At 74.2% G+C, this 25508-nt stretch carries 26 protein-coding genes; 13 read left to right on the top strand and 13 right to left on the bottom strand.

The genetic code is table 11. The features are described from left to right. Positions 1–26: 26 nt before the first annotated feature. Positions 27–488 (top strand): VanZ family protein, encoded by a 462-nt coding sequence (locus Ani05nite_RS34765; protein WP_203775488.1) that lies wholly within the window; start codon positions 27–29, stop codon positions 486–488. Here Ani05nite_RS34765 and Ani05nite_RS34760 read toward each other — a convergent pair. Further along, positions 403–1305, bottom strand: a complete 903-nt coding sequence (locus Ani05nite_RS34760; RefSeq protein ID WP_239130949.1) for an alpha/beta hydrolase — start codon at positions 1303–1305, stop codon at positions 403–405. The two genes, Ani05nite_RS34765 and Ani05nite_RS34760, sit on opposite strands and share 86 nt — an antisense overlap. 77 nt (positions 1306–1382) lie before the next feature. Here Ani05nite_RS34760 and Ani05nite_RS34755 point away from each other — a divergent pair, with 77 nt between their 5' ends. Continuing rightward, on the top strand, positions 1383–1751 hold the full coding sequence (locus tag Ani05nite_RS34755) for a winged helix-turn-helix transcriptional regulator (protein ID WP_203775486.1): 369 nt from the start codon (positions 1383–1385) through the stop codon (positions 1749–1751). 13 nt (positions 1752–1764) lie between these two features. Here Ani05nite_RS34755 and Ani05nite_RS34750 read toward each other — a convergent pair whose 3' ends face one another. The 3 genes from Ani05nite_RS34750 to Ani05nite_RS34740 form a co-directional block, all read right to left on the bottom strand. After that, complete coding sequence (locus Ani05nite_RS34750) at positions 1765–2598, bottom strand: VOC family protein (RefSeq protein ID WP_203775483.1); 834 nt, start codon at positions 2596–2598, stop codon at positions 1765–1767. 455 nt (positions 2599–3053) lie between these two features. Further along, positions 3054–3521, bottom strand: coding sequence for a hypothetical protein (locus Ani05nite_RS34745; protein WP_203775481.1), 468 nt, complete (start codon positions 3519–3521; stop codon positions 3054–3056). Then, positions 3518–3907, bottom strand: coding sequence for a winged helix-turn-helix transcriptional regulator (locus Ani05nite_RS34740; protein WP_203775480.1), 390 nt, complete (start codon positions 3905–3907; stop codon positions 3518–3520). The genes Ani05nite_RS34745 and Ani05nite_RS34740 overlap by 4 nt, the downstream gene beginning before the upstream one ends. Before the next feature lie 74 nt (positions 3908–3981). Between Ani05nite_RS34740 and Ani05nite_RS34735 the strand changes: the two genes are divergently transcribed. The 5 genes from Ani05nite_RS34735 (at position 3982) to Ani05nite_RS34715 (ending at position 8572) form a co-directional block, all read left to right on the top strand. Then, a complete protein-coding gene (locus tag Ani05nite_RS34735) occupies positions 3982–4977 on the top strand; it encodes a zinc-binding alcohol dehydrogenase family protein (protein WP_239130947.1) in 996 nt (331 codons plus the stop codon). Positions 4978–5010: 33 nt separating this feature from the next. Beyond that, entirely contained in the window at positions 5011–6177 is a 1167-nt protein-coding gene (locus Ani05nite_RS34730) for a serine hydrolase domain-containing protein (protein WP_203775478.1), read from the top strand. Next, a complete protein-coding gene (locus tag Ani05nite_RS34725) occupies positions 6174–6566 on the top strand; it encodes a VOC family protein (protein WP_239130945.1) in 393 nt (130 codons plus the stop codon). Before Ani05nite_RS34730 ends, Ani05nite_RS34725 begins: the two co-directional genes overlap by 4 nt. Before the next feature lie 51 nt (positions 6567–6617). Then, positions 6618–6992, top strand: coding sequence for a nuclear transport factor 2 family protein (locus tag Ani05nite_RS34720; RefSeq protein ID WP_203775476.1), 375 nt, complete (start codon positions 6618–6620; stop codon positions 6990–6992). Between the two features lie 149 nt (positions 6993–7141). Further along, complete coding sequence (locus Ani05nite_RS34715) at positions 7142–8572, top strand: serine/threonine-protein kinase (protein WP_239130943.1); 1431 nt, start codon at positions 7142–7144, stop codon at positions 8570–8572. A 9-nt stretch (positions 8573–8581) separates the two neighbouring features. Here Ani05nite_RS34715 and Ani05nite_RS34710 read toward each other — a convergent pair whose 3' ends face one another. Then, positions 8582–9385, bottom strand: coding sequence for a helix-turn-helix domain-containing protein (locus Ani05nite_RS34710; RefSeq protein WP_203775472.1), 804 nt, complete (start codon positions 9383–9385; stop codon positions 8582–8584). A 63-nt stretch (positions 9386–9448) separates the two neighbouring features. Between Ani05nite_RS34710 and Ani05nite_RS34705 the strand changes: the two genes are divergently transcribed. After that, positions 9449–10255, top strand: a complete 807-nt coding sequence (locus Ani05nite_RS34705; protein WP_203775470.1) for an SDR family NAD(P)-dependent oxidoreductase — start codon at positions 9449–9451, stop codon at positions 10253–10255. A 26-nt stretch (positions 10256–10281) separates the two neighbouring features. Here the strand turns inward: Ani05nite_RS34705 and Ani05nite_RS34700 are convergent, their stop codons facing one another. The 3 genes from Ani05nite_RS34700 to Ani05nite_RS34690 form a co-directional block, all read right to left on the bottom strand. Beyond that, positions 10282–11517, bottom strand: coding sequence for an MAB_1171c family putative transporter (locus tag Ani05nite_RS34700; protein ID WP_203775468.1), 1236 nt, complete (start codon positions 11515–11517; stop codon positions 10282–10284). Further along, complete coding sequence (locus tag Ani05nite_RS34695; RefSeq protein WP_203775466.1) at positions 11510–12070, bottom strand: hypothetical protein; 561 nt, start codon at positions 12068–12070, stop codon at positions 11510–11512. The genes Ani05nite_RS34700 and Ani05nite_RS34695 overlap by 8 nt, the downstream gene beginning before the upstream one ends. 93 nt (positions 12071–12163) lie before the next feature. Continuing rightward, positions 12164–12628, bottom strand: coding sequence for a hypothetical protein (locus Ani05nite_RS34690; protein ID WP_203775465.1), 465 nt, complete (start codon positions 12626–12628; stop codon positions 12164–12166). 191 nt (positions 12629–12819) lie between these two features. Between Ani05nite_RS34690 and Ani05nite_RS34685 the strand changes: the two genes are divergently transcribed. Further along, positions 12820–14853, top strand: a complete 2034-nt coding sequence (locus Ani05nite_RS34685; protein WP_203775463.1) for a hypothetical protein — start codon at positions 12820–12822, stop codon at positions 14851–14853. An 81-nt stretch (positions 14854–14934) separates the two neighbouring features. Here the strand turns inward: Ani05nite_RS34685 and Ani05nite_RS34680 are convergent, their stop codons facing one another. Then, positions 14935–15948 carry a hypothetical protein gene (locus tag Ani05nite_RS34680; RefSeq protein WP_203775461.1) on the bottom strand — a complete coding sequence of 338 codons (1014 nt, stop codon included), beginning with the start codon at positions 15946–15948 and terminating at the stop codon, positions 14935–14937. Positions 15949–16126: 178 nt separating this feature from the next. On the opposite strand from Ani05nite_RS34680, the gene Ani05nite_RS34675 reads away from it, so the two are divergent. Then, positions 16127–17098 (top strand): MBL fold metallo-hydrolase, encoded by a 972-nt coding sequence (locus Ani05nite_RS34675; protein WP_203775459.1) that lies wholly within the window; start codon positions 16127–16129, stop codon positions 17096–17098. A 44-nt stretch (positions 17099–17142) separates the two neighbouring features. On the opposite strand, the gene eno is transcribed toward Ani05nite_RS34675, so the two are convergent. After that, positions 17143–18402, bottom strand: a complete 1260-nt coding sequence (gene eno / locus Ani05nite_RS34670; protein WP_203775457.1) for a phosphopyruvate hydratase — start codon at positions 18400–18402, stop codon at positions 17143–17145. 200 nt (positions 18403–18602) lie between these two features. On the opposite strand from eno, the gene Ani05nite_RS34665 reads away from it, so the two are divergent. Further along, positions 18603–19151, top strand: a complete 549-nt coding sequence (locus Ani05nite_RS34665; protein ID WP_203775455.1) for a hypothetical protein — start codon at positions 18603–18605, stop codon at positions 19149–19151. Then, positions 19144–22134: a M48 family metalloprotease gene (locus Ani05nite_RS34660; protein ID WP_203775453.1), complete on the top strand. Its 2991-nt coding sequence runs from the start codon at positions 19144–19146 to the stop codon at positions 22132–22134. Before Ani05nite_RS34665 ends, Ani05nite_RS34660 begins: the two co-directional genes overlap by 8 nt. A 70-nt stretch (positions 22135–22204) precedes the next feature. Here Ani05nite_RS34660 and Ani05nite_RS34655 read toward each other — a convergent pair whose 3' ends face one another. The 3 genes from Ani05nite_RS34655 to Ani05nite_RS34645 all read right to left on the bottom strand — a co-directional run bounded on the left by Ani05nite_RS34655 (position 22205) and on the right by Ani05nite_RS34645 (position 24681). Then, entirely contained in the window at positions 22205–23149 is a 945-nt protein-coding gene (locus Ani05nite_RS34655) for an NADP-dependent oxidoreductase (RefSeq protein ID WP_203775451.1), read from the bottom strand. 182 nt (positions 23150–23331) lie between these two features. After that, positions 23332–24159, bottom strand: a complete 828-nt coding sequence (locus Ani05nite_RS34650) for a helix-turn-helix transcriptional regulator (RefSeq protein WP_203775449.1) — start codon at positions 24157–24159, stop codon at positions 23332–23334. A 15-nt stretch (positions 24160–24174) separates the two neighbouring features. Beyond that, positions 24175–24681: a MarR family winged helix-turn-helix transcriptional regulator gene (locus tag Ani05nite_RS34645; protein ID WP_203775448.1), complete on the bottom strand. Its 507-nt coding sequence runs from the start codon at positions 24679–24681 to the stop codon at positions 24175–24177. A 303-nt stretch (positions 24682–24984) separates the two neighbouring features. Between Ani05nite_RS34645 and Ani05nite_RS34640 the strand changes: the two genes are divergently transcribed. Beyond that, positions 24985–25500 carry a hypothetical protein gene (locus Ani05nite_RS34640; RefSeq protein ID WP_203775447.1) on the top strand — a complete coding sequence of 172 codons (516 nt, stop codon included), beginning with the start codon at positions 24985–24987 and terminating at the stop codon, positions 25498–25500. The last annotated feature ends 8 nt before the right edge of the window (positions 25501–25508 follow it).

The raw sequence follows: 25508 nt of genomic DNA, 5'->3' as shown, positions 1-25508 counted from the left end.
CGCCGGTCGCCTACCGTTGACAGATCATGGTGCGACGGCTCACGGTCACGATCCTGGTCCTGTACGCCCTCGGCGTCGTCGCCGTCACGATCTTCCCGATCCGGGTACGGCCGCCGGGCTACTGGACCGGCGAGCCGTGGTGGACGGTGCTGCGCTGGATCCCGGGCGAGGTCGACGCGCCCAGCTTCGTGCTCAACGTGATCATGTTCGTGCCGCTGGGGGTGCTGCTCCCGCTGCTGCGGCCGGGGCTGGACGCGTACCGGCGGCTCGCGGGGGTGGCCGTCACGGCGAGCCTGGCCATCGAGGCGACCCAGTTCGTGCTGGGGATCACGCTGGGCAGCCGCCGCACCGTCGACGTCAACGACCTGATCGCCAACACCGCCGGGGCGCTGGCCGGGCTGCTCATCCTGCGGCTGGCCGTGCCGTCACGCCGGCACCGCGCAGCGTTCGGCGCAGGAAGCCGGCCGTCGCCGCCACCGCCTGGCTGACGTAGGGCTCCTGGTCGTACAGGTCGATGTGCTCGCCGGCGTCCAGCCAGACGATCTCCTTGTCGCCCGGGGTCCGGTCGTACATCCGGGTGGCCAGCTCGGGGCTGCAGTAGTCGTCGCGGCGACCGTGCACGATCAGCAGCGGCGTCTCGGCGAGCAGGGCGGCCCGGCCGAGTGCGTCGAAGGTCAGCAGCGCGTGCAGCGAACCCCGGGTCACCCTGTTCTCCCAGGTGGCGGCGGCGGACCGGGCGGTGCCGTAGTAGGCGAAGGGCTCGTCGCCGGCCATCGCGGCCGCGCCGCCGTCCGGCGCCACGGCCGGCAGGTGGTCGTCGTAGGAGTCGATGAAGCCGCGCAGGGCGGCGCGGTAGCCGGCCGGGTCGCCGGCGAAGAAGGCCGGGCTGTTGTAGGCGCCGGCGATCCCGGCGACCGCGCGGACCCGGGGATCGGTGGCGGCGGCGGTGACCGCGTACCCGCCGCCCAGGCAGATGCCGACCAGGCCGACCCGGTCCGGATCCACTTCGGAGCGGTCGCGCAGCAGCGTCACCGCCGACCGCAGGTCGGCCAGCTTCCCCTGGGTGTCCTCGTGGCCGCGCCGGCCCTCGCTGGCGCCGAAACCGCGGTGGTCGAAGGCCAGCGTGATCAGCCCCGCGCGGGCCAGCCGGTCGGCGTAGAGGCCGGTGACCTGCTCCCGGACGCCGGTGAAGGGCCCGGTCAGCGCCACCGCGCTGCCGTCCGCGCCGGCCGGCACGCGCAGGGTGCCGCGCAGCGTGAGGCCGTCGGCGGTGAAGGTCACTTCTTCGGTACGGATGTCGTCCACGCCCCGACGCTAGGCTCTGCGCGGGTGGTTGCCCAGAAGGCACCTCGCGGTGCCCATCCGGCTCGGGGGTGCGGACGATGACGCTGGTGATCCCGGACGTGCTGCAGGAGAGTTGCGCGACCCGGCAGGCCCTCGAGCGGCTGGCGGCGAAGTGGCGGGTCCTGTTGATCTACGCGCTGCTGGCCGGGCCGCAACGCCCGGCCGAGCTGCGCCGGCGGCTGCCGGGGCTCACGCAGAAGGTGCTCACCGAGACGCTGCGCGCCATGGCGGCGGACGGCCTGGTGCAGCGGCGGGTCCTGAAACAGGAACCGCCGCAGCACGTGGAGTACGCCCTCACGCCGCTGGGCCGCACGCTGGAGCAGCCGCTGGCGGCGATCTGCGGGTGGGCTCTGTCCCAGGCGGACGCCGGAGCCCCGTCCGGCGGGCCGGCTCCGGCGGTTCGCTGAGCCCGGCCGCGCGTCAGACCAGGAGCTCCGGCTCCACCTGATGAATCTTGATCGGCATGCCCTCCGGGGTCTCTACGTGCAGCCGCACCCCGAGGTCCCGGTCCGCGGCCATCCCGACCACGGTGACGCCCCGCTCGCGCAGCATCCGCTCGAGGCGTTCCAGGGGCATCGTGGCGGTGAAGTTGAGCTCGACGGTGCTCTCCCCGCGCGAGGCGTCCGGCGGGCGGGTGACCAGGCCGATCTGGGCGGTGCCGACCTGCATCAGCACCCAGTCGCCGTGCCGGTCGCCGTGGTTGATCTCCCCGCCGAGCTTCTCGTAGAAGGCGACAGCGGCGGCCATGTCGTCGACGTGCACGGTGGGGTGCAGTTGCAGCCCGGGCAGCAGCGGGCGGACCGGCACCTTGGCGACACCGGCGGTCTCCGGCCGGCGGCCGCCGGGGCCGGCCGTGTCCTCCGGGGACGGCAGGCGGCGCGGGCCGGGCATCGGACGGCCGGAGGTCCGGACGAACGGCTGGTCGTGGGGCGGGCCGACCGCGCTGGGGATGTCCCGCTCGGCGGGCAGCTCCGCGGTGAGCTCGGCGGTGGGCTCCGCGGCGTCCACCTCGACGGCGTCCGGCCCGGCGTCAGCGAATATCTCGACGGTACCGGGCTCGACGGCACCGGGCTGCTCGGGAACCTCGGGCTGCTCGGCGGTGTCCCGTTGCGCGGCGACGGAGGGCTGCGCGGCGACGGAGGGCTGCGCGGCTACGGAGGGCTGCGCGGCTACGGAGGGCTGCGCGGCCCGGGCGGGCTGCGCGCCCGGGTTGTCATGGGCCGGTTCCGGCTGTCGGCCGGGAACCGTCGCCATCCCGTGAGCCGCAGTGACCGGCGCGTGGGGCGGGGGAGCCGCCTCGTAGCCGGCCGCCCCGGGCTGCATGAAGGGGGCCGCGATGGGGCGAGGGTCCGTCGGGTCCCCGGCCGTCGGCCGACGGGGGCCCGGCGGCGCGGGCGCGGTCTGGGGACGTACCGGGGTGGCCTGTCGTTCCCGGGCGTTCGCCGGCTTCCTGCCTCCGGGCGGGACCGGTCGTTGCTTGGCCATGGCGGGCTCCTGTCGAGCGGACTTCCGGCGTCGGCGAGGTACCGCCGCCGGAAGGTTCAACGACCCGTGGCGCTCATCGATACATCTCCACGCCGGTCCGGGCCGCGACCGCGGCGCAGCCGGGCCGTCCGTCGTGGCGTCGGGCCGCACGATCATCGGCACGACGACCGCCGCCCGCGCCAGGGGGAAGATCCCGGTGACCGGGCCGCGCCGGCCGCCGCCGGTCAGTCGTTCAGCTGGGCCCGCTCGATCTCGCCGAGCGCCAGCGCCAGCAGCTCCGGCAGCTCCCGCGGGCCCAGCAGGTGCGCGATCAGCAGCGCCGAGTGCCGGGCCAGGGCGTCCGGGCGCACCGCCGGCTCCTCGTCGTCGTGCACGCCGAGCGCGCCCGCGAGCAGCACCAGCACCACGTGCGGATCCACCTCCGGCTGCCACGCGGCCGCCGCCCGGACGCTCTGCTCCAGCACCCCGCGGATGTCGTCGCCGTCGAGGCCGTCGGGATGGGTCAGCTCGAGCAGCAGCCGTACCGTCGTGCCCAGGATCAGGCCCGCCTGGGCCTGATCCTGACCGGCCAGCTCGTCCACCGCCGAGGTCAGCGCCTCGGCGTCGTGCTCACGCGCGGCCGTGACCGCGGCGTCGGTGGCCGCGGCGATCGGCCGGGCGGGAGCGGGCAGGTGCCGCCATTGGTTGGTCACGCCCGGACGCTAGCGGCCGGGTCCGACAGAACCGCCGGGCCGGGGAACCGGTCGATGTTGTCGACCACCCAGTGGCGCAGCAGCGCCAGCGGCTCGCAGGCGTCCCGGCCCAGCTCGGTCAGCGAGTATTCGACGTGCAGCGGCACCGCCGGGTAGACCGTGCGGTCGACCAGACCGTGCTCCTCCAGCCGGCGCAGGGTGGCGGTGAGCACCTTCGGGCTCACCCCCTCCAGCCGCGTGCGGATGGCCCCGAAGCGGCGTGGGCCGTCCTCGAGCGCGCCCAGGGCCAGCGCGCTCCACTTGTTGGCCAGCAGGTCCAGCATGTCGCGGCACGGGCACGCGGCCGCGTAGACGTCGTGCGGCTTGCCGCAGGAGGTGGTCACCATCGGCCCATCATAGTTCCCATCGGATACCAGTGTCCGTTGACGGTAACTAGGGTCTCTGGCATAGCGTCACTGACATGGCTGAACTCATGCATGCGGTGGGCTACCGCCGCAATCTTCCGATCTCCGACCCGTCGAGCCTGCTCGACCTCGAGCTGCCGGTGCCCGTCCCGGGCCCCCACGACCTGCTGGTCCGGGTCGAGGCCGTCTCGGTCAATCCGGTCGACACCAAGGTCCGGGCGGGCACCGACCCGGGCGGCACGCCCAAGATCCTCGGGTACGACGCGGCCGGCGTCGTGGTCGCGGTGGGCGACGCCGTCACGCTCTTCCGGCCCGGCGACGAGGTCTGGTACGCGGGCTCGATCGCGCGTTCCGGCACCGACGCCCAGTTCCACCTGGTCGACGAGCGGATCACCGGTCCCAAGCCGGCGACGCTGGACTTCGCGCAGGCCGCCGCCCTGCCGCTGACCACGCTCACCGCCTGGGAGGCCCTCTTCGACCGGCTCCGGCTCACCGCCGCCAGCACCGGCACCCTGCTCGTGCTCGGCGCGGCCGGCGGCGTCGGCTCCATCCTGGTCCAGCTGGCCCGCCGGCTCACCGGGCTGGAGGTCGTCGGCACCGCGTCGCGCCCCGAGTCGCAGCAGTACGTCCTCGACCGCGGCGCGCACCGGGTGGTCGACCACCACGGCGACCTGACCGCGGCCCTGCCGGACGGCGTCGACTACGTCTTCTCCCCGCACTCGGCGGGAATGGTCGACACGTTCGCCCGGCTGCTGCGCCCGTACGGCGCGGTGGTGGCGATCGACGAGCCGGACGGCCTGGACCTGCGGCCGCTGAAGGCGAAGAGCATCGCGTGGCACTGGGAGCTGATGTTCACCCGCGCGCTGTACGACCCGGCCAGCGCCGCGCAGCACGACATCCTGCGTGAGGCCGCCGCGCTGGTCGACAAGGGTGTGCTGCACACCACGCTGACCGAGCGGATCGACGGCATCAACGCCGAGAACCTGCGCCGGGCCCACGGCATCGTCGAGCGCGGCTCGGCGATCGGCAAGACGGTGCTCGCCGGGTTCTGATTTTTGTCGGTCCCGGGTGGCAGGGTGGTGGTCATGCAGACCTCCAAGGTGCGAGAGGCGATGGCGGCGCGCGTCGGGCGGGGCGAGTTCCCCGGCATCGTCACGCTCGTCGCGCGCGGTGACGACGTCCGGGTCGAGGCGATCGGCGACACCGCGTTCCGCGGCGGTGTGCCGATGCGCCGCGACACCATCTTCCGGATCGCCTCGCTGACCAAGCCGGTGCTCGCGGCGGTCACGATGATCCTGGTCGAGGACGACATCATCGACCTCGAGGAGCCGGTCCACCGGCTGCTGCCCGAGCTGGCCGGCCAGCGGGTGCTGGCCCGCGTCGACGGCCCGCTGGACGAGACCGTCCCGGCGCGCCGGCCGGTCACGGTGGAGGATCTGCTGACCTTCCGCAACGGTTTCGGCACGCTCATCGAGCCGACGTTCGACCCGCCGTTCCCGGTCGTCGAGGCGGCGGCGCGGCTCCGGCTCGTGCTGGGCGCGCCCGACCCGCGCACGCCGCACGACCCCGACGAGTGGATCCGCCATTTCGCCACGCTGCCGCTGATGTATCAGCCCGGCGAGCGCTGGCAGTACAACGTCGGCTCGCTGATCCTGGGCGTGCTGCTCGCCCGGGCGGCCCGGCAGCCGCTGGGCGAGCTGATGCGCGAGCGGCTGTTCGCCCCGCTGGGCATGGCCGAGACGGGTTTCCGGCTGCCGGCCGAGCGCGCCGCCCAACTGCCGGCGTGCTACCAGACCGATCCCGCGTCGGGTGAGCTGACCGAGCAGACGGCCTCGCCGCCCGAGGTGTGGAGCCGGCCGCCGGTGTTCCCGTCCGGCGCGGGCGGGCTGGTGTCCACGGTCGACGAGTTCCACACGTTCGTGCGCATGCTGCTGCGCCGCGGCGTGCACGGCGGCACCCGCCTGCTGTCGGAGCAGTCCGTCGAGCTGATGACCACCAACCGGCTGACCCCGGAACAGATCGCCACCGGCGGGGTGCTGCTCGACGGCAGCGGCTGGGGCTTCGGCATGGGCGTGACCCTGACGCCGTCGCCCCCGGTCACCCACGCCGGGCAGTACGGCTGGTCCGGCGGTTCCGGCACGACCTGGTTCAACGACCCGCACCAGGACCTCACCGCCATCGCGATGACCCAGGTCAGCGACTTCCTGTGGAGCGGCGCGCTCACCGACTTCCGGCAGGCGGTCTACGCATGAGCCCGGTGGAGATCACCGGCCTCGACCACCTGGTCCTGACCGTGGCGTCGATCGAGCGGACGGTTGCCTTCTACGCCGGCGTGCTCGGTCTGCGGGCCGAGCCCTTCGGCGCCGATCCGGTGCGCTGGGCGCTGCACTTCGGCACGCAGAAGTTCAACCTGCACGAGGCCGGGCACGAGTTCGAGCCCCGGGCGGCGAGCCCGACCCCGGGCAGCGTGGACGTCTGCCTGATCACCCGCACCCCGCTCGACGAGGTGGTGGCCGCGCTGGCCGAGCACCGGGTGCCGATCATCGAGGGGCCGGTCACCCGCACCGGGGCGCAAGGGCGGATCCGCAGCGTCTACGTCCGCGACCCCGACGCCAACCTGGTCGAGATCGCCACCTACTGACGACACCCCGTGGGTACGCTGACGGGCGCGGTCCGCGCGGAAGGGGAGACGATGAGCAGCCTCGACGCTGTCACCGCCTGGGTGCACAACTACCGGCGCGCCTGGGAGTCCAACGATCCCGAGCACATCGGCGGGCTGTTCGCCGACGACGCGGCGTACTTCACGGAGCCGTACGCCAAGCCCTGGCTCGGCCGGGACGAGATCGTGGCCCAGTGGCTGCGCCGGCGGGACGAGCCGGGCGGCACCACCTTCGAGTGGCATCCGCTGATCGTCACCGAGGATCTGGCGGTCATCGAGGCCACGACGGTCTACCGCGCACCGGCCCGCACGTTCAGCAACATGTGGGTGCTGCGGCTGGACAATCTCGGTCAGGCCCGGCAGTTCACGGAGTGGTGGATGCAGCACCCGGCGCCCACGGCGGAGTGACGGCCTTTTCTCCCCATCTGCAAGATCTCCCCGTGACGGGCCGCTCACTTTCCGATTTGAGCGCTCTGTCGCCGCCACGCGCGAAGATGAGCCGCATTCCCCGGTGGCGTACGGTGCGGAACCGGCTCGTTACCGGCAGACTGCCTCGGGTGGAGGTGCAGCAGCAGATGCTCGGCGGCCGGTACACGCTGGTGGACGAGCTCGGCCGGGGTGGCATGGCGGTCGTCTGGCGGGGCCGGGACGAGGTGCTCGGCCGCGCCGTCGCGGTCAAGGTGCTCGCCGGGCGGTACGCCGGGAACCCGCAGTCGCGGGCCCGGATCCGGGACGAGGCCCGCGCCGCCGCGACCCTGTCGCACCCGGCCATCGCCCAGGTCTACGACTTCGGCGAGTCCGAGGAGGACGGCCGGCGCGTGCCGTACGTGGTCATGGAGCTGGTCCACGGGGTCACGCTGCAGCAGCGGATGAAGGACGGGCCGATCCCGCCCGCCGAGATCTTCCGGGTCGGCGCCCAGGTGGCGGCCGCCCTCGCCGCGGCCCATGCCGACGGGCTGGTGCACCGCGACATCAAGCCGGGCAACGTCATGGTCACCGGGGACGGCGCGAAGGTGGTCGACTTCGGCCTGGCCGCGGCCGCCGGTCCGGCCGACCCCGACGACGAGGTGTTCGGCACCCCCGCCTACCTGGCGCCGGAGCGGCTGACCGGCGGCCCGGTGGAGCCCGCCTCCGACGTGTACGCCCTGGGCGTGCTGATGTACCGGCTCCTGGCCGGCGAGTCCCCGTTCGCCGTGGACACCACGACCCAGATGCTCAGCGCGCACGTGTACGTGGAGCCGGCGCCGCTGCCCCCGCTGGAGTCCGTGCCGCCGCCGGTCACCGACCTGGTCAACCGATGCCTGCGGAAGGACCCGGCCGAGCGGCCGAGTGCCGCGCAGGCGGCCGGCGTGCTGCGGCAGGCGGCCGGGACCGGGGCGGGGGCCGAGCCGCCGCCCGGTGTCGCCGTCCCGCGGCGGCCCGGCGGGCGGCTGATTCTCGGCTGTGTCGCGGCGGCTGTCGCCTCGGTGGCCCTGCTGTGGACGTTGCTGCCCGGCGGGGCCGGGAGAGAATCGGAGGCCGCGGCGCCGCCGACGCCGTCGGTCTCCGGGCGGGTCGGAACCGGTGCGGCTCCCCCCGGCCCTGCGGCGACGGCGACCCGGCCGGCGGCCGGGGCCCCCGAACCGACCCGGGCGGCGCCGTCCGCGGCCCCATCGGCGGTGGGGACGGCCTCCGCCCCGGCCGCCGAGTCCCCGCGTGCCTCCGCGCCCGGGCCGGAGCCGACGCCGACGGCCGAACCGACCAGCGCGGAGCCGACCGCCACCGCGCGGACGTTCACCTCCCGCGGCGGCAGCGTCGAGGCGCGCTGCGACACCGCCGGCCAGGCGGAGCTGATCTCCTGGACCGCGGCGGACCGGTACGAGGTGCAGAAGGTCGACGAGGGGCCGGCACCGGCGGCGGAGATCGTCTTCAAGAAGGCCAAGAGCCGCATCCGGATGACGGTGACCTGCGTCGACGGCGACCCCACGGTGGCCGTGCTGCCGTTGTGAGCCCGGCCGCTAAATGCGATGTCCGGCCAGGGCGGCCAGCCGGGCGAGCGCGGCCGCGGACAGGCTGCCGGGTTCCGCCTGATACGCGATGATCACTTGTTCCTCGGCGCCCGCCACGGCCAGGGCCTGGCGGCGCAGGGTGAGCGGGCCGACGACCGGATGGTGGAAGTGTTTGGTCTCGTCCCGGGACGGCCGCGCGTCGTGCCGCGCCCACCAGCGCCGGAAGTCCGGGTCGGCGCTCAGGTCGCCGACCAGCGAGATCAGCTCCGGGTCGCCGGCGTCGGCGCCGGCCCGCAACGCCGCCACGGTCCGGGCCGCGACGTCCGCCCAGTCCGGGAAGAGCTTGCGCACGGCGGGCTCGTGGAACATGTCGTGCGCCAGGTTGTGCCCGGGGGCGTACATCGGGGACAGCGCCGTCGCCAGCCGGTTGCTCGCCAGCACGTCGAGGCGGGGTCCCCGGACGTAGGCGGGGGTGCCCGCCCAGTCGTCGAGCAGCCGCTGGACGGCCGGGTCGAGCGGGCGCCGCGCCGCCGGTCCGGCCGGCCGGGCCAGGGCGTGCAGGTGGGCGGTGGTGTCCGCGTCCAGCCGCAGCGCCCGGGCCAGCGCGTCCAGGACCTGCGGGGACGGGCGCCGGTCCCGGCCCTGTTCCAGCCGCGTCAGGTAGTGGGTGCTCACGCCGGCGAGCCGCGCGAGCTCGTCGCGCCGCAGCCCGGCGACGCGTCTGCGCCCGTACGGGACCAGCCCGACGTCTCCCGGCAGCAGCAGCGCCCGGCGCGCTTTCAGGAACTCCCCGAGGAGGTTGGCGTCCGCCATCGCTGCAGGGTAGCCCTGGCGCGGTACTGGCTACCGCCGCGCGCCGGCGTCAGCGTGGAGGCCATGACGACATGGTTCATCACCGGTGCGGCCCGCGGTCTTGGCAACGTCTGGGCGCGGGCGGCCCTCGGCCGCGGGGACCGCGTGGCCGCCACGGCCCGGCGCCCCGAAGACCTTCAACCCCTGATCGACGCGTACGGCGACAGCGTCCTGCCGCTCGCCCTCGACGTCACCGACCGGCGGGCGGTGTTCGCGGCGGTCCAGCGGGCGGCCGGGCACCTCGGCGGCCTCGACGTCGCGGTCAACAACGCCGGCTACGGCCTGTTCGGGATGGTCGAGGAGGCCACCGAGGAGCAGGCCCGCGCGCAGCTCGAGACCAACCTGTTCGGGGCGCTGTGGGTGACCCAGGCGGTGCTGCCGCTCATGCGGGCCCGGGGCGCCGGCCACATCCTGCAGGTGTCCAGCATCGGCGGCGTCGCGGCCTTCCCGACGCTGGGCCTCTACCACGCGTCGAAGTGGGCCCTGGAGGGGCTGAGCGAGTCGCTGGCCCAGGAGGTGGCGCCGCTGGGCCTCAAGGTCACGATCGTCGAGCCGGGCCCGTACGGCACCGACTGGTCCGGGGCGTCGGCGGTGCACACCGAGCCGATCGCCGCGTACGAGCCGATCCGGGAGGCGCGCCGGGCCGGGGCGGCGGGCCGGGCGCCCAACGATCCCGCCGCCACGGCCGGGGCCATCCTGGCGCTGGTGGATGCGCCCGAGCCGCCGCTGCGGTTGTTCCTGGGCGCGTTCCCGTACGCGGTCGCCGAGCGGGTCTACCGGGAGCGGCTGGCCACCTGGGAGCAGTGGCGCGCGGTGGCCGAGACGGCCTGATCCGTGGTTCCGGACCGCCCGCCGGGTCAGGCGGTCCGCCAGACCCGCCGCGCGACCCGGTGACCGCCGCCGGACCGGCGGGGCAGCTGGGCGGCGACCATGATCAGCCAGGCCACCTCGGTGCCGGCGTCGCCGGCGTGCGCCGCCCGGGCCGACGGCAGGGCGACCGTGGCGCCGCCGGGTGCGGCCGACCGGACCGCCGCCACCGCCTCGGCCACCACGCGGGCTTCCACGGCGGCCTCGAGCCGGTCCCCGGTCAGGCCGAGCCGGATCGACGCGGCCCGCGCCTCGGCGGCCACCCGCGGGTTCGTCCACGGGCACACCACCGCGTACCCGTCGAGAATCTCCGTGGTCATTCTGATCAGCCGCATGCGGGCGCGGGCCAGGGTTCCGAGGCGGTCCCGCAGGACCGGCCAGTCCCCGAGGGTGATCTGCGGGGCCACTTCGGACACCAGCAGCCACAGCGGTTGCAGCCGCCGGCAGGCCCGCCACGCCTCCACCTGTTCGGCCACCTGGTCCAGTCGCAGCCGGCGCCCCCAGGAAAGGATCATCACGCCGACCACCATCACCAGCACGGCGACGGCGTAGGTGAGGAAGGTGAGCCGGTAGAGCAGCGAGGAGACCGCCGGCTGATGGCGAACCGCCAGGTTGACGACCTTGAGGCCGACGTTGGCGAAGTGGAGGAAACAGCCGGCCGCGATCATCCGCAGGGCGATCTGCACCGGGCGCCGCCGAGCCACCGTGGCGTAGCGGGCGCACAGCCGGCCCACCCGGGGCAGCGACCAGAGCATGAAGCAGAGGTAGGCGGCCAGGTAGGCGGCCGGTGGCGGATGCAGCGAGGCGTAGTACTCCCCGCTGCGGACGAAGGGATCGGCCGTGCGGTACGGCGCCGGCGTCATGGCGTACGACCCGATCATCGTCGCCCAGCACCCGGCGGTGATCACGTACTGGGCCCGGACCCGGCGGCGCGTCGCCGGGCCCGGGTCGAGGGTGTGCAGCAGGAACGCCTGGCCGGTGGCGACGACGGCCACGGCCAGCAGGTTGCCGGCCAGGCGGCAGACGTCGAGCAGGCCCAGCAGTTGGTCCACGCGTGCGCTCAGCGGCTGCATCGAGACGGCGACGGTGCCCATGGCGATCGTCAACCAGAGCAGCCGGCGCAGACCGTCGTGGCGGTGCCGGGCGAGATCCCACAACCGGCCGACGGTCAGGCCGAAGCAGATCAGGGCCGTCGCGGCGCCCGCGGCGAGCAGGACGTCATCCATTCTCGTCGGTGCTTTCCAGCAGGCCGGTCAGCCGCCGCAGGGCCGCCTCGTCGCTCTCCGTGCCGCGCGCGGGCGGCCTTGACCAGTCGGTGATGCGCTGGGCGACCAGGGTTCCGAAGATCTCGGCCCGCCGCTCGGGGAGTTCCTCGTACGAGCTGCGGGCCTGCCGGGCCGCGGCCGACAGCTCGGCCGGGTCCATGGCCGTCGGGTCGGCCGGGGCGGGGAGCGGGGGAGCGGGGTCGTCGAACAGCATGTGGCCGTACTCGTGCCCGACGATCACATGCCGCCGTACCGGCGACGCGGCCGCCGGGAAGAAGACGTAGTCCGCGTCGCGTCCGGCGACCCACAGCCCGTGCGGGCCACCGGGCGGCAGGGGCTGGGCGATCACGTGCACGGGCCGTCCCCGGTACGCCTGCATCTTCTCGTGCAGCCGGTCCTCGGTGAACCGGCCGCGCAGGCCCAGCCCGGTCAGACCCTGCCGGGCCTGCCGGACCAGCTCGGAGAAGCCGTCCGGCCGGCGACGGGTCGCTGACCGCGGGGTCCACCTCGGCACCCGCATCACCTGCCTGGCCTCACCGCGCCACCCTAACCGACATCGTCCTGTGTGGATGCCGGGCGAGTGGTGCGGCTGGCGTGGTTCCGCCGGTCAGTCGCCCGTCCCGGGCGGGTTGCCGGAGCCGCCGGGGGGCGCGTTCCGCTGTCGCGCCGCCTGCTCCAGGAGCACCACCTGCTCCACCATGGCGGCGACCGCGGCCTTGCCGGCGGCGGACATCTCGGCCTCGCCCATCCGCATCGCCACCGCCTGGATCGCCGGGTCGCCCAGGGCGCGGGCGAGCCGGCGGTCGACCTCGCTGTCGTCGTCGTCCTGGGTGAAGTACGCCAGGCTGACGCCGAAGAGCGTGGCGAACGCCTGCATCTCGGATCGCCGCGGGTCCGCCTCGCCGCGGCGCAACTTGCCGACATGCGTGTGGGACACCGGACACCCCAGCTCCGCGAGCGCGGCGGCCGCGGCCCGCGTGCTGTACAGGCGTCCCTCGCTGGTGACGACCGTCCGGAACAGCTCGTCCAGGCGGTCGGCGAAGGTGCGGCGCGCGTGCGAATCGCCAGTCACCGTCAGTGGCCCTCCTACCTTCGTCAACCGCAGATTACACGTCGCGGATTGTTGGAATCAATCGTTGACAGCCCTCGATCGTCTGGCCACTATGGAGCCGTAAGTTTTCAAGGATTCCATTTTTGGAGCCAGGCGTTTACGAGGCGCCTCGCCGGAACCGGCCAGACCTCGAGCACCGATGAGAGGAAACCATGTCAATCGGCAGGCTACGCCGTGCGTTCACGACCAGCACCGCACTCTCCGCCGCCCTGATGGTGGGCGCCGCCGGCGGGACGGTGGCGGCCGTCTTCGGCGCGCAGGCCGCCGTCGCCGCGTCCAGCGTCGGCGGCCCGGTCACCCGCTCGGAGACGCTGCAGCGGTCGCAGTACTGGGTGGACCGCGGCGTCACCTACACCCAGACCGGCCCCTGGGCGCCCGACCCGCAGGGCCGGACCTATCGCCGCGACTGCTCCGGCCTGGTGTCGATGGCCTGGCACCTGCCCGACTCGCGCAGCACCAGGACGTTCCTGAGCTGGAGCGGCAAGCACCAGCTGCCCAGCCTGCACGACCTGCGGGCGGGCGACGCGGTGCTGCGCGACGGGCACATCGAGCTGTTCGTCAAGTGGGTCAACGAGGGCCGGCACGAGGACGGCGCCTTCGTGTACTCGTTCAACAACCCCGGCGAGACGGTGCAGAACCCGTACGCCCCCGACAACTTCGGCCGGATCGGCCGGGACGGCTGGAGCGAGCTCACCACCTACCTGCCGATCCGGTACAACAACATCGCGGACGACGGGCCGCCGCCGGCCAGCCCGGACAGCTCGGTGCTGCGCGAGCCGAACGGCGCGATCAGCCTGGTGGTCGGCGGCGCGCCGTTCCACCTGACCCCGGCCGAGTACGCCGCGCTCGGCTCGCCGCCCGCCACCGCGGTGGCGGCCGGCACCTTCGCCGCCATGCCCGGCGTGATCGCCAACGGCACGTTCGTGCGGACCGCCGACGACGGCGCGATCTACGAGATCGCCGGCAGCGCGAAGTACCACCTGAGCCCGGCCGAGTACGCGGCGCTGGGCGGGCCGCCGGCCCGCAACGTGCCCAACCGGCTCGTCGCCGGACTCGGCGCCGTCCCGGCCGACAACACCTTCCTGCGCGACCCCGCCAGCACCGCGATCTACCAGGTCGTCGCCGGCGCGAAGTACCACCTCGGGCCGGCCGAGTACGCCGGCCTGGGCAGCCCCGCGGCGACCAACGTGCCGGCCGGCTTCATCGACACGGTGACCGGCTCGGTGCCGGCCGATTCCGTCTTCCTGCGCGACCCCGGCACGACCGCGATCTACCAGATCGTGGGCGGCGCCCGGTACCACCTGAGCCCGGCCGAGTACGCCGCCATGGGCAGCCCGACCGCGATCAACGTGCCGGCCGGCTTCATCGCCCGGACCGCGACCGTGCCCCGCGACGGCAGCTTCATCCGGGACATCACCGACGGCGCCATCTACCAGATCGTCGGCGGGGCCAAGTACCACCTGTCCCCGTCGGAGTACAGCGCCCTGGACAGCGCGCCGTCGACGAACGTGCCGCACGGCCTGATCCTGTCGATCACCCGGACCCTGCCGTCGGCCGGCTACCTGCGCAACGCCACCACCGGCGCCATCTACCAGGCCGTCAACGGGGCCAAGTACCACCTGTCGCCGGCCGAGTACGCGGCGCTGGGCAGCCCGGCCGCGGTCAACGTCCCGGTCGGCTTCATCGACCGCCTGGGTGTCGTACCGGCCGACAACTCGTTCCTGCGCGACATCACCGACACGGCGATCTACCAGATCGTGGGCGGGGCCAAGTACCACCTGTCGCCGGCCGAGTACGCGGCGCTGGGCAGCCCGGCCGCGGTCAACGTCCCGCACGGCTTCGTCACCGCGGTGACCGCCAGCGTGCCGGCCGGCTCGCTGGTGCTCCGCGACCCGGTGTCGACGGCGATCTACCAGGTGGTCAACGGCGCGAAGTACCACCTCGGCGTCGCCGAGTACGCCGCCCTCGGCAGCCCGGTCAGCCTGAACGTGCCCGCGGGCCTGCTGGCCCGGCTGGGCGCCCGGCCCACGGACGGCACGCTGCTGCGGGACCCGGTGAGCACGGCGATCTACTCCATCACCGCCGGCCGGAAGCACCACCTCACCCCGGCCGAGTACGCGGCCCTGCCCAGCCAGGCCTACACCGACGTGCCGGCCGGCTTCATCGCCACCTTCCCCGACGCCTGACCCCGTACCCCATCACCGTCGCCGGGACGAGGAACCGCTTCTCGTGCCGGCGACGGCTCGGGCGGCATCCGGCCGTCCCCCTCACTCACCGGGGCTGATTGACCGCCCGCCGGCCGCACGTGCGTCCGGATCCGGCCGCACCAGGCACCTCAGCCGGCGCTGCCACCGGCGCAGGGACCCGGCGTCGTCGAGCAGGGACAGCCCGCCGCCGGCCAGCGCCAGCCCGAACGTGCCCAGGATCGGCACCGCGACCAGATCCGGTCCCGCCCCCGCGAACCCGATCAGCCCGCCCAGCGCGGTCAGCGCGAGGCCGGCGAGGGCCAGCAGCACCCCGAAGAACGGACCGTGCCGCTCCGGCAACCACAGGACGACCTCCGCGCCGATCACCGCCAGGCCGGCCACCACGAGCAGGACGGCCGCAGCCACCCGGACCGCCACCCGGCCGTCCGTGGTCAGCACGCCGAGGCCCGCCAGCAGGGTCAGGCCGCCGAGCGCGGCGAGCACGCCGAAGCCGGCGCCGTCGGTGACCCACCGCCGGAGCCCGCCGAGCGTCGCCAGGCTCAGGCCGTTCGAACGGATCACCTGTTCGGGGTGGCTGAGCACGCCGAGACCCACCAGCGCGAGCAGGACGCCGCAGCCGGCCAGGAAGCCGGTGACCACGATGGACGATCTGAGCTGGGTGGCGCTGAACACCAGGGCGACGCCGTAGGAGAAGACGCTGATGCCGATCAGCGCGGCCAGGGCGTCGCCGCGCCGCCGGGTCAGCAGCAGGGCGAGGACGATGAGCCCGGTCAGGCCCGCGATCACCGGGCCGGTCCAGGACGCCGGCAGCAGCATCGCCGCCACCACCCCGGCCGCGATGACGCGCAGCAGCACCCGGGGCAGCCCGCGCACCAGCGGTGCCGTCCGGTCGAGCCGGCTGAGGCCGTACAGGATTGCCAGCACGGCCGCAGCCACCGCGACCGCCGGATACGGCACCACGTCGGCGATCTGGTTGAGCGCGACGCCGCACACGGCCGGGCCGAGCCGGCGCACCAGCGTCCGTTGCCAGGGCGGCACCGCCGATCCGGGCGGCGGCGACTCGTCGGCGGACATGGCCCCATTCTGCGGGCCGATCGCCAGGGCCGGTCACTTCCAGGGCCGTTGGGCCCTGCCTCCCGGCGGCGCCGGCGACTAGCGTCAGGCCGTCACCGGACATCGGCTGCCCGGTGGACTGCCCGCGTAGCGCCGGGGGTGTGTGATGCCGTGGAGAAGTGTCGCCGTGGGTGGCGCCGTGACCGGAGCGGGCCTGGCGGCTCTGGCCCTGCGGTACGCCGCCGGCACGGCCCGCGCCGACCGGTCCTGGCCGGTGCAGGTGGAATCCCGCCTGCGGAACCTGGGCGAGGTCGACGAGGTGTCGATTCTTCCCGTGGTGGAGCGGCTCACCCGGGACGGCGGTGAGCTGGTCGGCGAGCCCGGCCTGTCGTACCTGGTGCGGGCCGGCGGCACCCGGCTGTTGTTCGACGTCGGCCTGTCCGGCGGCCGGGACCGGTCGGCGCTGGTCCGCAACGCCGGCCACCTCGACGTCGATCTGCGCGACCTGGACGCGGTGGTGATCTCGCATCGGCACGCCGACCACGTCGGCGGGGTGGGCGCGATGCGCCGGCACACGTTCGCCTTCGCCGGCGAGCCGCTGGAACCCGCCGGGGTGCCGGCCTACGTCCCCACCGACATGCACCACGACCGCGCCCGAGTGGTGCCCACCACCGGGCCCCGCGTGGTGGCGCCGGGCGTCGCCGTGCTGCCACCCCTGCCCCGGATGCTGTTCTGGCTGGGCGCCGTCGCCGAGCAGGCCTTGCTGGTCAACGTGCGCGGGTTCGGGCTGGTGCTGATCTCGGGCTGCGGGCACCCGCCGATCGAGCGGATGCTGGGCGTCGCCGAGCTGGTCCTGGACGTGCCGATCCGTGCGGTGGTCGGCGGCCTGCACCTGCCGGTGCACCCGGTCGGCACGCCGCTGCTGCCGCAGGCGATCCTCGGCAGTCCCCACCCGCCGTGGCAGCCGATCGGCGAGGCCGACGTGGCGCACGTGCTCGACGAGATCACCGCCCGGGGCCCGCGCGTTGTGGCGCTGTCGGGCCACGACAGCACGCCGTGGACCATGAACGAGTTCGGCCGGCGCCTGGGGGATCGATACCGGACGCTGCGCGTCGGCGAGGAACTCCTGATCAGCGCGGCTCGGTCCCGGTCGGCGGAGGGGGCCGGCTGAGCGACCCGCACGGCCGCGGCCGTGCGGGTCGGGACGGCCGACGCTCAGCGCAGCCCGTACGCCATCCGGTCGCCGGCCTCGATCTCGATGAGCCGGTTGTACTTCGCGACCCGCTCGCCGCGGGCCGGGGCGCCGGTCTTGAGCTGGCCGCAGCCGGTGCCGGTGGCCAGGTCGGCGATGAACGTGTCCTCGGTCTCCCCGGACCGGTGGGACACCATCTGCGCCCAGCCGGCGTCGCGGCACAGCCGCATCGTCTCGAGGGTCTCGGTGATGGTGCCGATCTGGTTGACCTTGATCAGGGCGGCGTTCCCGGCCCGGCGGGCGATCGCCTCGGTGACGATGGCCGGGTTGGTGACCAGCAGGTCGTCGCCGACGATCTGGAGCCGTTGGCCGAGGCGTTCGGTCAGCCGGATCCAGCCGTCCCAGTCGCCCTCGGCCAGGCCGTCCTCGATGCTCCACACCGGATAGCGCTCGATGATCGCCTCGTACCGGGCGATCATGTCGTCGCTGCTCAGCCGTTCGCCGGCGACGTGGTACCCGCCGTCGCGGTAGAACTCGCTGGCCGCCGGGTCCAGGGCGATGGCCACGCCGTCCCGGCCGGGGGTGTAGCCGGCGTCGGTGATCGCGTCGACCAGGGCGGTCAGCACGTCCTCGGGGGCGTCGATCTCGGGCGCGAACCCGCCCTCGTCACCCAGGCCGGTGGCGAAGCCCTTGTCGGCGAGGCGGCGACGCAGCGCGGCGTACACCTCCGCGCCGGCCCGGACCGCCTCGGCCAGGCTCGGCGCGCCCACCGGGGCGATCATGAACTCCTGGAAGTCGAGCCGGTTGGGGGCGTGCGCACCGCCGTTGACCACGTTGAAATGCGGTACGGGCAACCGCGGCGTCACCCCCTCCGGGGTGAGATAGCGCCACAGCGGCACCCCGGCCGCGGCGGCGAACGCGCGGGCGGCGGCCATCGACACGCCCACGATCGCGTTGGCGCCCAGCCGGGCCTTGGTGTCCGTACCGTCGGCCTCGATCATCGCCCGGTCGACGGCCGCCAGGTCGGGGAACTCGCGCCCGCACAGCAGGTCGGCGAGTTCGCCGTTGACGTTGCCCGCCGCGCGCAGCACCCCCTTGCCGGCGTAGCGCGCCGGGTCGCCGTCGCGCAGCTCGACCGCCTCGCGGCTGCCGGTGGAGGCGCCGGACGGCACCCCGGCGTGCACGCTGCTGCCGTCCGGCAGGCTCAGCGTGACGGCCAGCGTCGGCCGACCGCGGGAGTCGAGCACTTCCACGGCGCGCACGCCGGTGATGGTCAACGTCATGTCACAGCTCCTTGTCGAAGACCGATACCTCGACCCTGACCCCCACGGCCGGCGCGTGTCGCGGGTCCAAGGTCCCGTCCTGTGAGCCTTCCGGGGCTGCGGAGCGACATTGATCTATTACTCCTTGTGCTCCCGACTGGTTATCGTGACGTGTCCACGGTGGAGTGCCTGGGCCGAGGGAGCCGTCATGAGGAGGCCGTGTGGTTGACCGGGCTGCACAGGATGCGGACGGCGGGCACACGCCGGCCGCCGACGGAATCGCGACGGTCGACCTGGTGGGGGTCGCGCGCAGCGTCGTGGTGGCCACCGTCCCGGAGCAGCTCGACCTGCTGACGGAGGTGGCGACCCGGTGGGAGGCCGGCGCCGGTCCCGACGGGCCGCGTCGTGGCTGGACCGGAGGGTCGGTCGGATCCGGGATCGAACCCCTGCTGCTCGGTGAGGTCATCCTGCCGGTGTTGCTCGGCGCGTCGGCGGAGGTGCTGGGGGACGCCGTGGTCGCCGCCTGGCACAGCCGTCCCCGGCCGGTCCGGCGGTGGCGCCGGCGAGCGCGCTCCGGCCGGGACGAGCCGGTCGCGTTGCCGGCGGCGCCCGTGACACTCGACGCGAGCCAGGCGGAGGCGTTGCGGTCGGCTTGTGTACGCCACGGAGCAGCCCTCGGACTGTCCCCCGAGGAGGCGACGGTGCTCGCCGACGCCGTGTACGGCGCCCTGTGCCGGGCGATGACGGAGCCTCGCCGCGACGATGACTAGCGCGGCCGTCTCCCCGCGCCGCCTGTCCTCGCTGTATCTGCTGGTTGTGGTGGCGCTGGCGCTGCTGGGCGGCGGCGCCGCGACGGCTCTGCGCGACGCGTCCAGCGCCCGGCACCCGGCTGCGGCCATCCGGTGTCTCGCCGAGCGGGGCATCGACAGCGCGGCCCTGCAGGGGGTCGACTCCGTGTGGCTGCAAACCGCGGCCGGCCGGGATCAGGTGTGGGCCTGCATCGCCGGCAACGCGCGGGACCTGAGCTGGTGGATGCTGCTGGGGGCCGTGCTGCTGCCCGCGGCCGCCCTGCTGTCGATGATCGGCGGCGGCCTGGCGGTCCGGTGGCGGCTGGCGGGGAGTGCCGTGTCACCGGCCGCCGGCGCGGCGTCCGGGCGGGCCCGGGACCGCTTCGAGCACTGGTGCGACCGGCTGGGGCTGACCGGCCGGCGCCGGCCCCGGCTGGTGATCACTCCACCGTCCCGGTACGGCCGGCAGGCGTTCACCACCGGACTGCCTTTCCGGGCGCCGGTGGTCGTGGTCCCGCTAAGTCACGCCTACCTCGAGCCGGCCCAGTTCGACGTGGTGGTGCTGCACGAACTCGCGCACGTACGGGCCCGCGACGTGTCCTGGGCATCGGCGGTGTGGTGGACCGGGTGGCTCAACGTACCGGTCCTGCTGCTCGCGCTGAGCCCGTTGGTGCGGTGGCCGCATCAGCGGTCGGGGATCTTCGCCGTGTACCTTCCCGTTCTGGCCCTGGCGGTTGTGCTGTCGGCCGTGGTGCTGGGGTTGCGCGCGGCGCTGCTGCGCCGGCGGGAGATCGCGGCGGACCGTTACGCCCTCGACGTCCTCGGCTCCGCCGACGCCCTCCGGGCCCTGCTCGGCCGGCCGGCGAGCGGCGCCGCCGGGCGGGGCCGGGTCGCCCGGGCCGGCGTCGCCGGTCTGGCCCGCCGGGTCGTCGCCTCGACCAGGCGGGGAATCGCGGTGCATCCGCCGGCCGCGGTACGGGCCGACGCCGATCCGGTCGCGCCGCAACGGTGGGAGGGCGGGTTCGCTGTCACCGCCGTGGCCGGCGTGCTGGCCATGTCCACGATGCAGAGCGCCTACACCGTCCTCTCGGCGACGGACTGGGCCTGGCGGTCCGGCCGGCTGTCGCTGGACGTCGCGGCGGCGTTGGGCGGCCTGCTGTGGGCGTGCGTCGTCGTCCCGGCGTGGCGCCGCCGCGCCCGGATCGCCGCCGCCGCGGGCTCCACGCCGAGCTGGTCCGGCCCGATCGCCGGCGCCGTGCTGGGTACGGTCGCGGGCTTCCTCACCCAGGCGCCCGGTGGCGGTGCCGCGTCGGCCCGCGGGCTGGTGCCCGTCCTGTTCGCCGGCCGCCTGATGCCGGGCGTCGGCGTCCTGGCGGTGGTCACGGCCGGGACGGCGGTGCTCACGGCCGGACTCGCCGCCGCAGTGCCGGCCGCCGGCCGGCCCGAGCGGGCGTGGGCGGTGGCGGCTGCGGTGGTCGCTGTGGCCACGGCGTGGGCCACGGCCTTCCCGACGGCGATCTGGATGCTGGTCGGCTATCTCCCCGGCGCGAGCCTGAGCCGGGTCCGGACGTCGCTGATGGGCGCGGGGCTGTGGGAGTGGCGGTGGGCGCCGCTGCTCGTCCTGGCCGGCTGCACGCTCGTCGCGTGGGCCCACCGGCGCGGCCCGGACGCCCCGGTGGTCCGGAGCCGATGGCCCGGGCTGGCGGTGATCGGTGTCGCGGTCCTCGCGGGCGGCGTCGCCGCCGGGCTCACGTGGCAGCTGCGGATCGGGGCCGCCGACTCCGAGGACGCCGTGTTCGTGCTGGTGAGCCACCGGTCGATGATCTGCGCCTTCGCCGGCTGGGCGGCCCTGGCGGTGCTGCTGTTCGCGCGCCCGGCCGACCCCGCGAGCTCGAGTCCGGCCCGGGTGCTGCCGCGGGTTCCCTCGGCGCTGGCTGCCGGGTTCGCCACCGCGGCTCTCGCCGGTGTGGTGCTCTTCGGCATCGCGGCCGCGGGCGGCCGGGGACGCGAAGTGGACGTCCTGGTGGACGCGGTCCGGTGGCCGATGTGGCAGCTCCTCGTCGCGGTCGTGCTGACCCTGCCCGGGCTGGCCGCCGTCGCCGCCCGGGCGGATCGCCTCAGCCGGCGCGCCCGCGGGTGGGCCGCCGGCCCGGGCACTGGCGTCGTCATCACGGCGTTCAGCGCGGCACTGGTCGCCGGGGCGATTCCGCCGCTGGCCGTCGGCCCGCACGACTGGTCGGACTACCTGGCCGCCCCTCACGCGAAGCGCGCCGCTCCCGCCGTTGCGCCCACGCCGTCGACGCCCCCGGACGACCCGCCCCCGGGCGCCGACCCGGGCCGGCCGCTCGACGACGCCGCGGTCGGCGCGGCGCTGACCGGCATCCATCGGCTGCTGCCCGCCGGGTACCGCCGGCTCCCGGACGACACGGACGCCGCGAAGCCCTTGAAGCTCCAGCCGGAGGCCTGCCGGCAGGCGCTCGACCGCAGCACCGACGCCCAACGGGCCCGGCCCCGCACCGCGGACACCGCCCGGCGGTACACGATCGCCCTGGGCCCCCACCCCGAGGTCACCGTCGAGGTCGGCATCGTCTCGTACCGGACGCCGGTGCCCGACTTCACCCTCTACCGGGAGGCGACGGCCCAGTGCGGGCGCCTCACGATACCCAGCCGGGCGTCCGACACCGGCACCGCGGAGGGCTCGTACACCGAGGGGCCGCCGCCACGCTCGCCCTATCCCGGGTTCCGCAGCGACTTCACGCTCACCGCCTCGGTCCGTACCCTGCCCGTGGTGACGATGTGGCTGGCCGAGTACGCACTCGCCGGCCACAACCTGGTCTCCGTCAGCATCACGATGAGCAGTTCCGGCGGGCCGCCGACCGAGGCCACCCGGCGGGACCGCGACCGGCTCGCCGAGGCGCTGCTGAACGCCGTGCTGCAGCGCCTCCGGCACGATCCGCCGAGGTGACGACGCCGGATCGGCCGGTCGCGCCGACACCGCGACCACGTCGTCGTGATCGCGGGCCGGGAGTCGACGGTCAGGCCGTGGGCGCGACGATGACGGTCTTGCCGGGCAGGTCGCCCGCCGCGGCCCGGGCGTGCACGGCCGGCAGGTCGGCCAGCGGGACCCGCTGGGCGACGTCGACGCGCAGCTCGCCGGAGTCGACCAGCGAGACCAGCCGGGACAGCTGGCCGGCGTCGCTGCGGACGAACAGGTCGATGCCGCGTACGCCGCGCTGCTCGTCGCTGGGCGCGGGCATCCACACCGTGGTGTTCACCAGCACCCCGCCGGGACGGATGAGGGTGAGCAGCGCGGCCAGCCGTTCCGGGTCGATCGGGGCCAGGTTGAGCACGACGTCGACCGGCTCGCCGACCGCCGCGGTCACCTCGGCGGTGGTGTGGTCGACGATCTCGTCGGCGCCCGCGGCCTTGACCTGCTCGGCGCGGCGGGGGCCGGCCGTGGCGATCACGTACGCGCCGGCGCTCCGGGCCAGCTGGGTGGCGTAGCCCCCGACGGCCCCGCCCGCGCCGTTGATCAGCACGCGCTGGCCGGCCGCCAGCCTGGCGTGGTCGTGCAGCGCCTGCCACGCGGTGAGACCGACGGCCGGCAGCGCGGCGGCGTCGGCCAGGGGGACGGTGGCGGGCGCCGGCGCGAGGATCTCGGCCGGAGCGACGACGTACTCCGCGGCCGCGCCGTCGGCCCCCATGGGCAGGAACCCGATGATCCGGTCGCCGACCGCGAAGCCGTCCACGCCGGTGCCCAGCGCCGCGACCGTGCCGGACACGTCGATGCCCGGCGTGTGCGGCAGCGTCACCGGGATCGGCCCCTGCATGAAACCGGCGCGGATGTTGCCGTCGACCCCGTTGAAGGAGGTACCGGCGACCCGGATCAGCACCTGCCCGGCGCTGGGGACGGGCGGCTCGACGTCCTCGTAGCGCAGGACGCTCGGGTCGCCGTACTCGTGGAAACGCACTGCCTTCATCGCAAGCCCTCGTCTCTTCTCCTGCTTGTGCTTCGTTTTCGAAGCACTTCATGACCATAGCGCGCTTCGAGTTCGAAGCAAGTGGTGTCCGGTGTGAGCCGGCCGACAGCCGCCGGCAGGCGGACTGCTCAAGCCTGGCGCGGGCCGGGAACCGGAGGAATGGCGCCGTTATCCACTGACCATCAGTCCGTGGATGACGAGATCAGGCGCCGCAGCTTCCCGTCGCTCGGCGAGCCGGGCTCGGCCAGGAAGACCAGCAGGTCCTGACCCTCGTCGGGGTCCGTCAGGCGCCGGCTGTGCAGCTCCAGCTCGCCCAGCTCCGGATGCCGGTAGCGCTTGAGCTCGAGATGATGGGTGACATCGACCTCGTGCAGCCGCCAGACCTCGGCGAACTCGGGGCTGACGGCCAGCAGCGCCGCGACGATCTCGCCGGCCGGACCCGCCGGATCGGCCGTGTAGGCCGCCCGGATGTCCACAGTGAACACCCGGCCCCGGACGGCGTGGTCCTCCGGGGGATACAGGGCACGTTGCGCCGGGTCGGTGAACCACCGGTAGACCAGGAAGCGGGACATGCCGTCGAACCGGGTGTAGTCGCCGAACAGGGCAACCGCCGCGCGGGTCTGCAGCAACGTCTCGCCGAACCGGGAGAACACCATCGCGGGCGTGTCCGGCAGCCGCTCGACGATGCGCCGCATGGCCGGACTGACCTGCTCGTCCCGCAGGACCCGGCGCGGAGCCGAATGCCCGCCCAGGGCGAACAGGTGCTCCCGCTCGACCGGGCTGAGCCGCAACGCCCCGGCCAGGGCGGTCAGCATCTGCTCGGACGGCATCGGACCGCGCTGCTGCTCGAGCCGGCTGTAGTAGTCGGCCGACATGCCGGCCAGCACCGCGACCTCCTCGCGCCGCAGTCCGCCCGTACGGCGCCGCGAGCCCCGGGGAAGCCCGACATCCTCCGGCTGCAGCCTCTCCCGTCGAGCCCGGAGAAAATCCGCCAGCAGTGCCCGATCCATCCCGCCCGCCGCCCCTCAGCCGGCTCGGTTACGGCCGGCGCGGGGCTTGGCCGACCGCGGCGGGGTGGCGCGCATGTGGTCCCGGACGCGGCCGAGCACGGTGCTGAGGGCGGCGAGGTCCTTGCCGGTCATCGGTTCGAACAGCAACTGCCGGACGCGGTCGACATGCCCGGGAAGGACCCGGGCGATCAGCTCCCGGCCGGCGTCGGTGACGGTCACCATGACACTGCGCTCGTCGTCCGGCGAGGGTGAGCGGGTGATCAGGCCACGCTTGTCCAGCAGCCCCGCCTGGTAGGTGAGCCCGCTGCGGCTGTAGACGACACCGTCGGCCAGGTCGGTCATCCGCAGGCGGCCCTCGGGGGCGTCCACCAGCCGGGCCAGGATCTGGAACTGGACGTAGCTGAGGTCGCCGTCGGCGCGGAGGTGCTCGTCGACGGCGTACTGGAGAAGGCTGCTGACCTCCATCAGGGCGAAGTACGCGCCGAGTTGCTCGGAGTTCAGGCCGGGGGCCGGGTCGCTCACCCGGCGATCTTACTTGCTTTGAATTCGAAGTGCGGTTCGGGTGTTCCACCCACTCCCCGCCGGCCGGTCCGATTGCGTGATCGCCCTTTCGTGATCAGGGCGGATCACTTCTCACCGCCAATTCGTCATTAATCTGACACGGGGGAGAGCGGTGTCGTAAGTCCGCCCGTCGGGATACGGCGGGAGTAGGCTGGTGTCGGTTCAGCCTCCGGAGCTGCAGAAGTGCTGATTCTCGCGTCTCCGCCCGGCTGCTGTGGCGTTCGGAACAACGGAGGCGTTCGGAATAACGGAGGAAACTTCACCATGAGCCACGAACCTCGCTCCGTCATTCCTTCCAGTGAGACCGGTGGTGCCGAGGCCATCCTGCGCAAGGTCCTCTACGAGTCGCGACAAGACGTCAGCGAAGCATCGCAGCTCGCTTCCGACGCCGCCCGCGATCCCCTCGTTGAGGGCCTCCGGCACGGCCTGCAGGTGCCGGACGCGGACGCGGCGGCCGCCAGCACCGAGACAGTCGACATCGCCGGTCAGGCCCTGAGCGTGTTGGCTGCCGACCCGGCCTACCGGCGCGCGGTGAACGCGGTGCGGAGCGGATCGGGCGGCGGCGTGCGAAGCCATGATCGCGACTTCGCTGTCGATCCGATCTCGTTTGTCAGCGCGGCCACGCTCGCTCTGGTGGTGCTCAACATGTACGTCAAGCTGGAGCGGGACAAGAACGGACAGTGGATCTTCGAGTTCCGGCTCAACCCGGCCAGCAAAGCCATTCAGGCGGAGCTGCTCAAGCTGATGCGCGCTCTCCTCGAACTGGTGCAGAGCAGGTAACCGGACCG

The sequence above is a fragment of the Actinoplanes nipponensis genome (assembly GCF_016862275.1).
GTDB lineage: Bacteria > Actinomycetota > Actinomycetes > Mycobacteriales > Micromonosporaceae > Actinoplanes > Actinoplanes nipponensis.
Note: the sequence above shows the minus strand (reverse complement) of the source record. Positions and strands in the feature narration are given on the sequence as shown.

Excerpts from the sequence above, each read along its gene's own strand:
- Ani05nite_RS34685 (WP_203775463.1), top strand. The coding sequence starts at position 12,820 with ATGTCAATCGGCAGGCTACGCCGTGCGTTCACGACCAGCACCGCACTC.
- Ani05nite_RS34640 (WP_203775447.1), top strand. The coding sequence starts at position 24,985 with ATGAGCCACGAACCTCGCTCCGTCATTCCTTCCAGTGAGACCGGTGGT.
- Ani05nite_RS34740 (WP_203775480.1), bottom strand. The coding sequence starts at position 3,907 with ATGGTGACCACCTCCTGCGGCAAGCCGCACGACGTCTACGCGGCCGCG.
- Ani05nite_RS34680 (WP_203775461.1), bottom strand. The coding sequence starts at position 15,948 with ATGTCCGCCGACGAGTCGCCGCCGCCCGGATCGGCGGTGCCGCCCTGG.
- Ani05nite_RS34710 (WP_203775472.1), bottom strand. The coding sequence starts at position 9,385 with ATGGCGGACGCCAACCTCCTCGGGGAGTTCCTGAAAGCGCGCCGGGCG.
- Ani05nite_RS34700 (WP_203775468.1), bottom strand. The coding sequence starts at position 11,517 with ATGGATGACGTCCTGCTCGCCGCGGGCGCCGCGACGGCCCTGATCTGC.
- Ani05nite_RS34650 (WP_203775449.1), bottom strand. The coding sequence starts at position 24,159 with ATGGATCGGGCACTGCTGGCGGATTTTCTCCGGGCTCGACGGGAGAGG.
- Ani05nite_RS34755 (WP_203775486.1), top strand. The coding sequence starts at position 1,383 with ATGACGCTGGTGATCCCGGACGTGCTGCAGGAGAGTTGCGCGACCCGG.
- Ani05nite_RS34655 (WP_203775451.1), bottom strand. The coding sequence starts at position 23,149 with ATGAAGGCAGTGCGTTTCCACGAGTACGGCGACCCGAGCGTCCTGCGC.
- Ani05nite_RS34730 (WP_203775478.1), top strand. The coding sequence starts at position 5,011 with ATGCAGACCTCCAAGGTGCGAGAGGCGATGGCGGCGCGCGTCGGGCGG.
- Ani05nite_RS34660 (WP_203775453.1), top strand. The coding sequence starts at position 19,144 with ATGACTAGCGCGGCCGTCTCCCCGCGCCGCCTGTCCTCGCTGTATCTG.
- eno (WP_203775457.1), bottom strand. The coding sequence starts at position 18,402 with ATGACGTTGACCATCACCGGCGTGCGCGCCGTGGAAGTGCTCGACTCC.
- Ani05nite_RS34725 (WP_239130945.1), top strand. The coding sequence starts at position 6,174 with ATGAGCCCGGTGGAGATCACCGGCCTCGACCACCTGGTCCTGACCGTG.
- Ani05nite_RS34705 (WP_203775470.1), top strand. The coding sequence starts at position 9,449 with ATGACGACATGGTTCATCACCGGTGCGGCCCGCGGTCTTGGCAACGTC.
- Ani05nite_RS34735 (WP_239130947.1), top strand. The coding sequence starts at position 3,982 with ATGGCTGAACTCATGCATGCGGTGGGCTACCGCCGCAATCTTCCGATC.
- Ani05nite_RS34750 (WP_203775483.1), bottom strand. The coding sequence starts at position 2,598 with ATGGCGACGGTTCCCGGCCGACAGCCGGAACCGGCCCATGACAACCCG.
- Ani05nite_RS34720 (WP_203775476.1), top strand. The coding sequence starts at position 6,618 with ATGAGCAGCCTCGACGCTGTCACCGCCTGGGTGCACAACTACCGGCGC.
- Ani05nite_RS34765 (WP_203775488.1), top strand. The coding sequence starts at position 27 with ATGGTGCGACGGCTCACGGTCACGATCCTGGTCCTGTACGCCCTCGGC.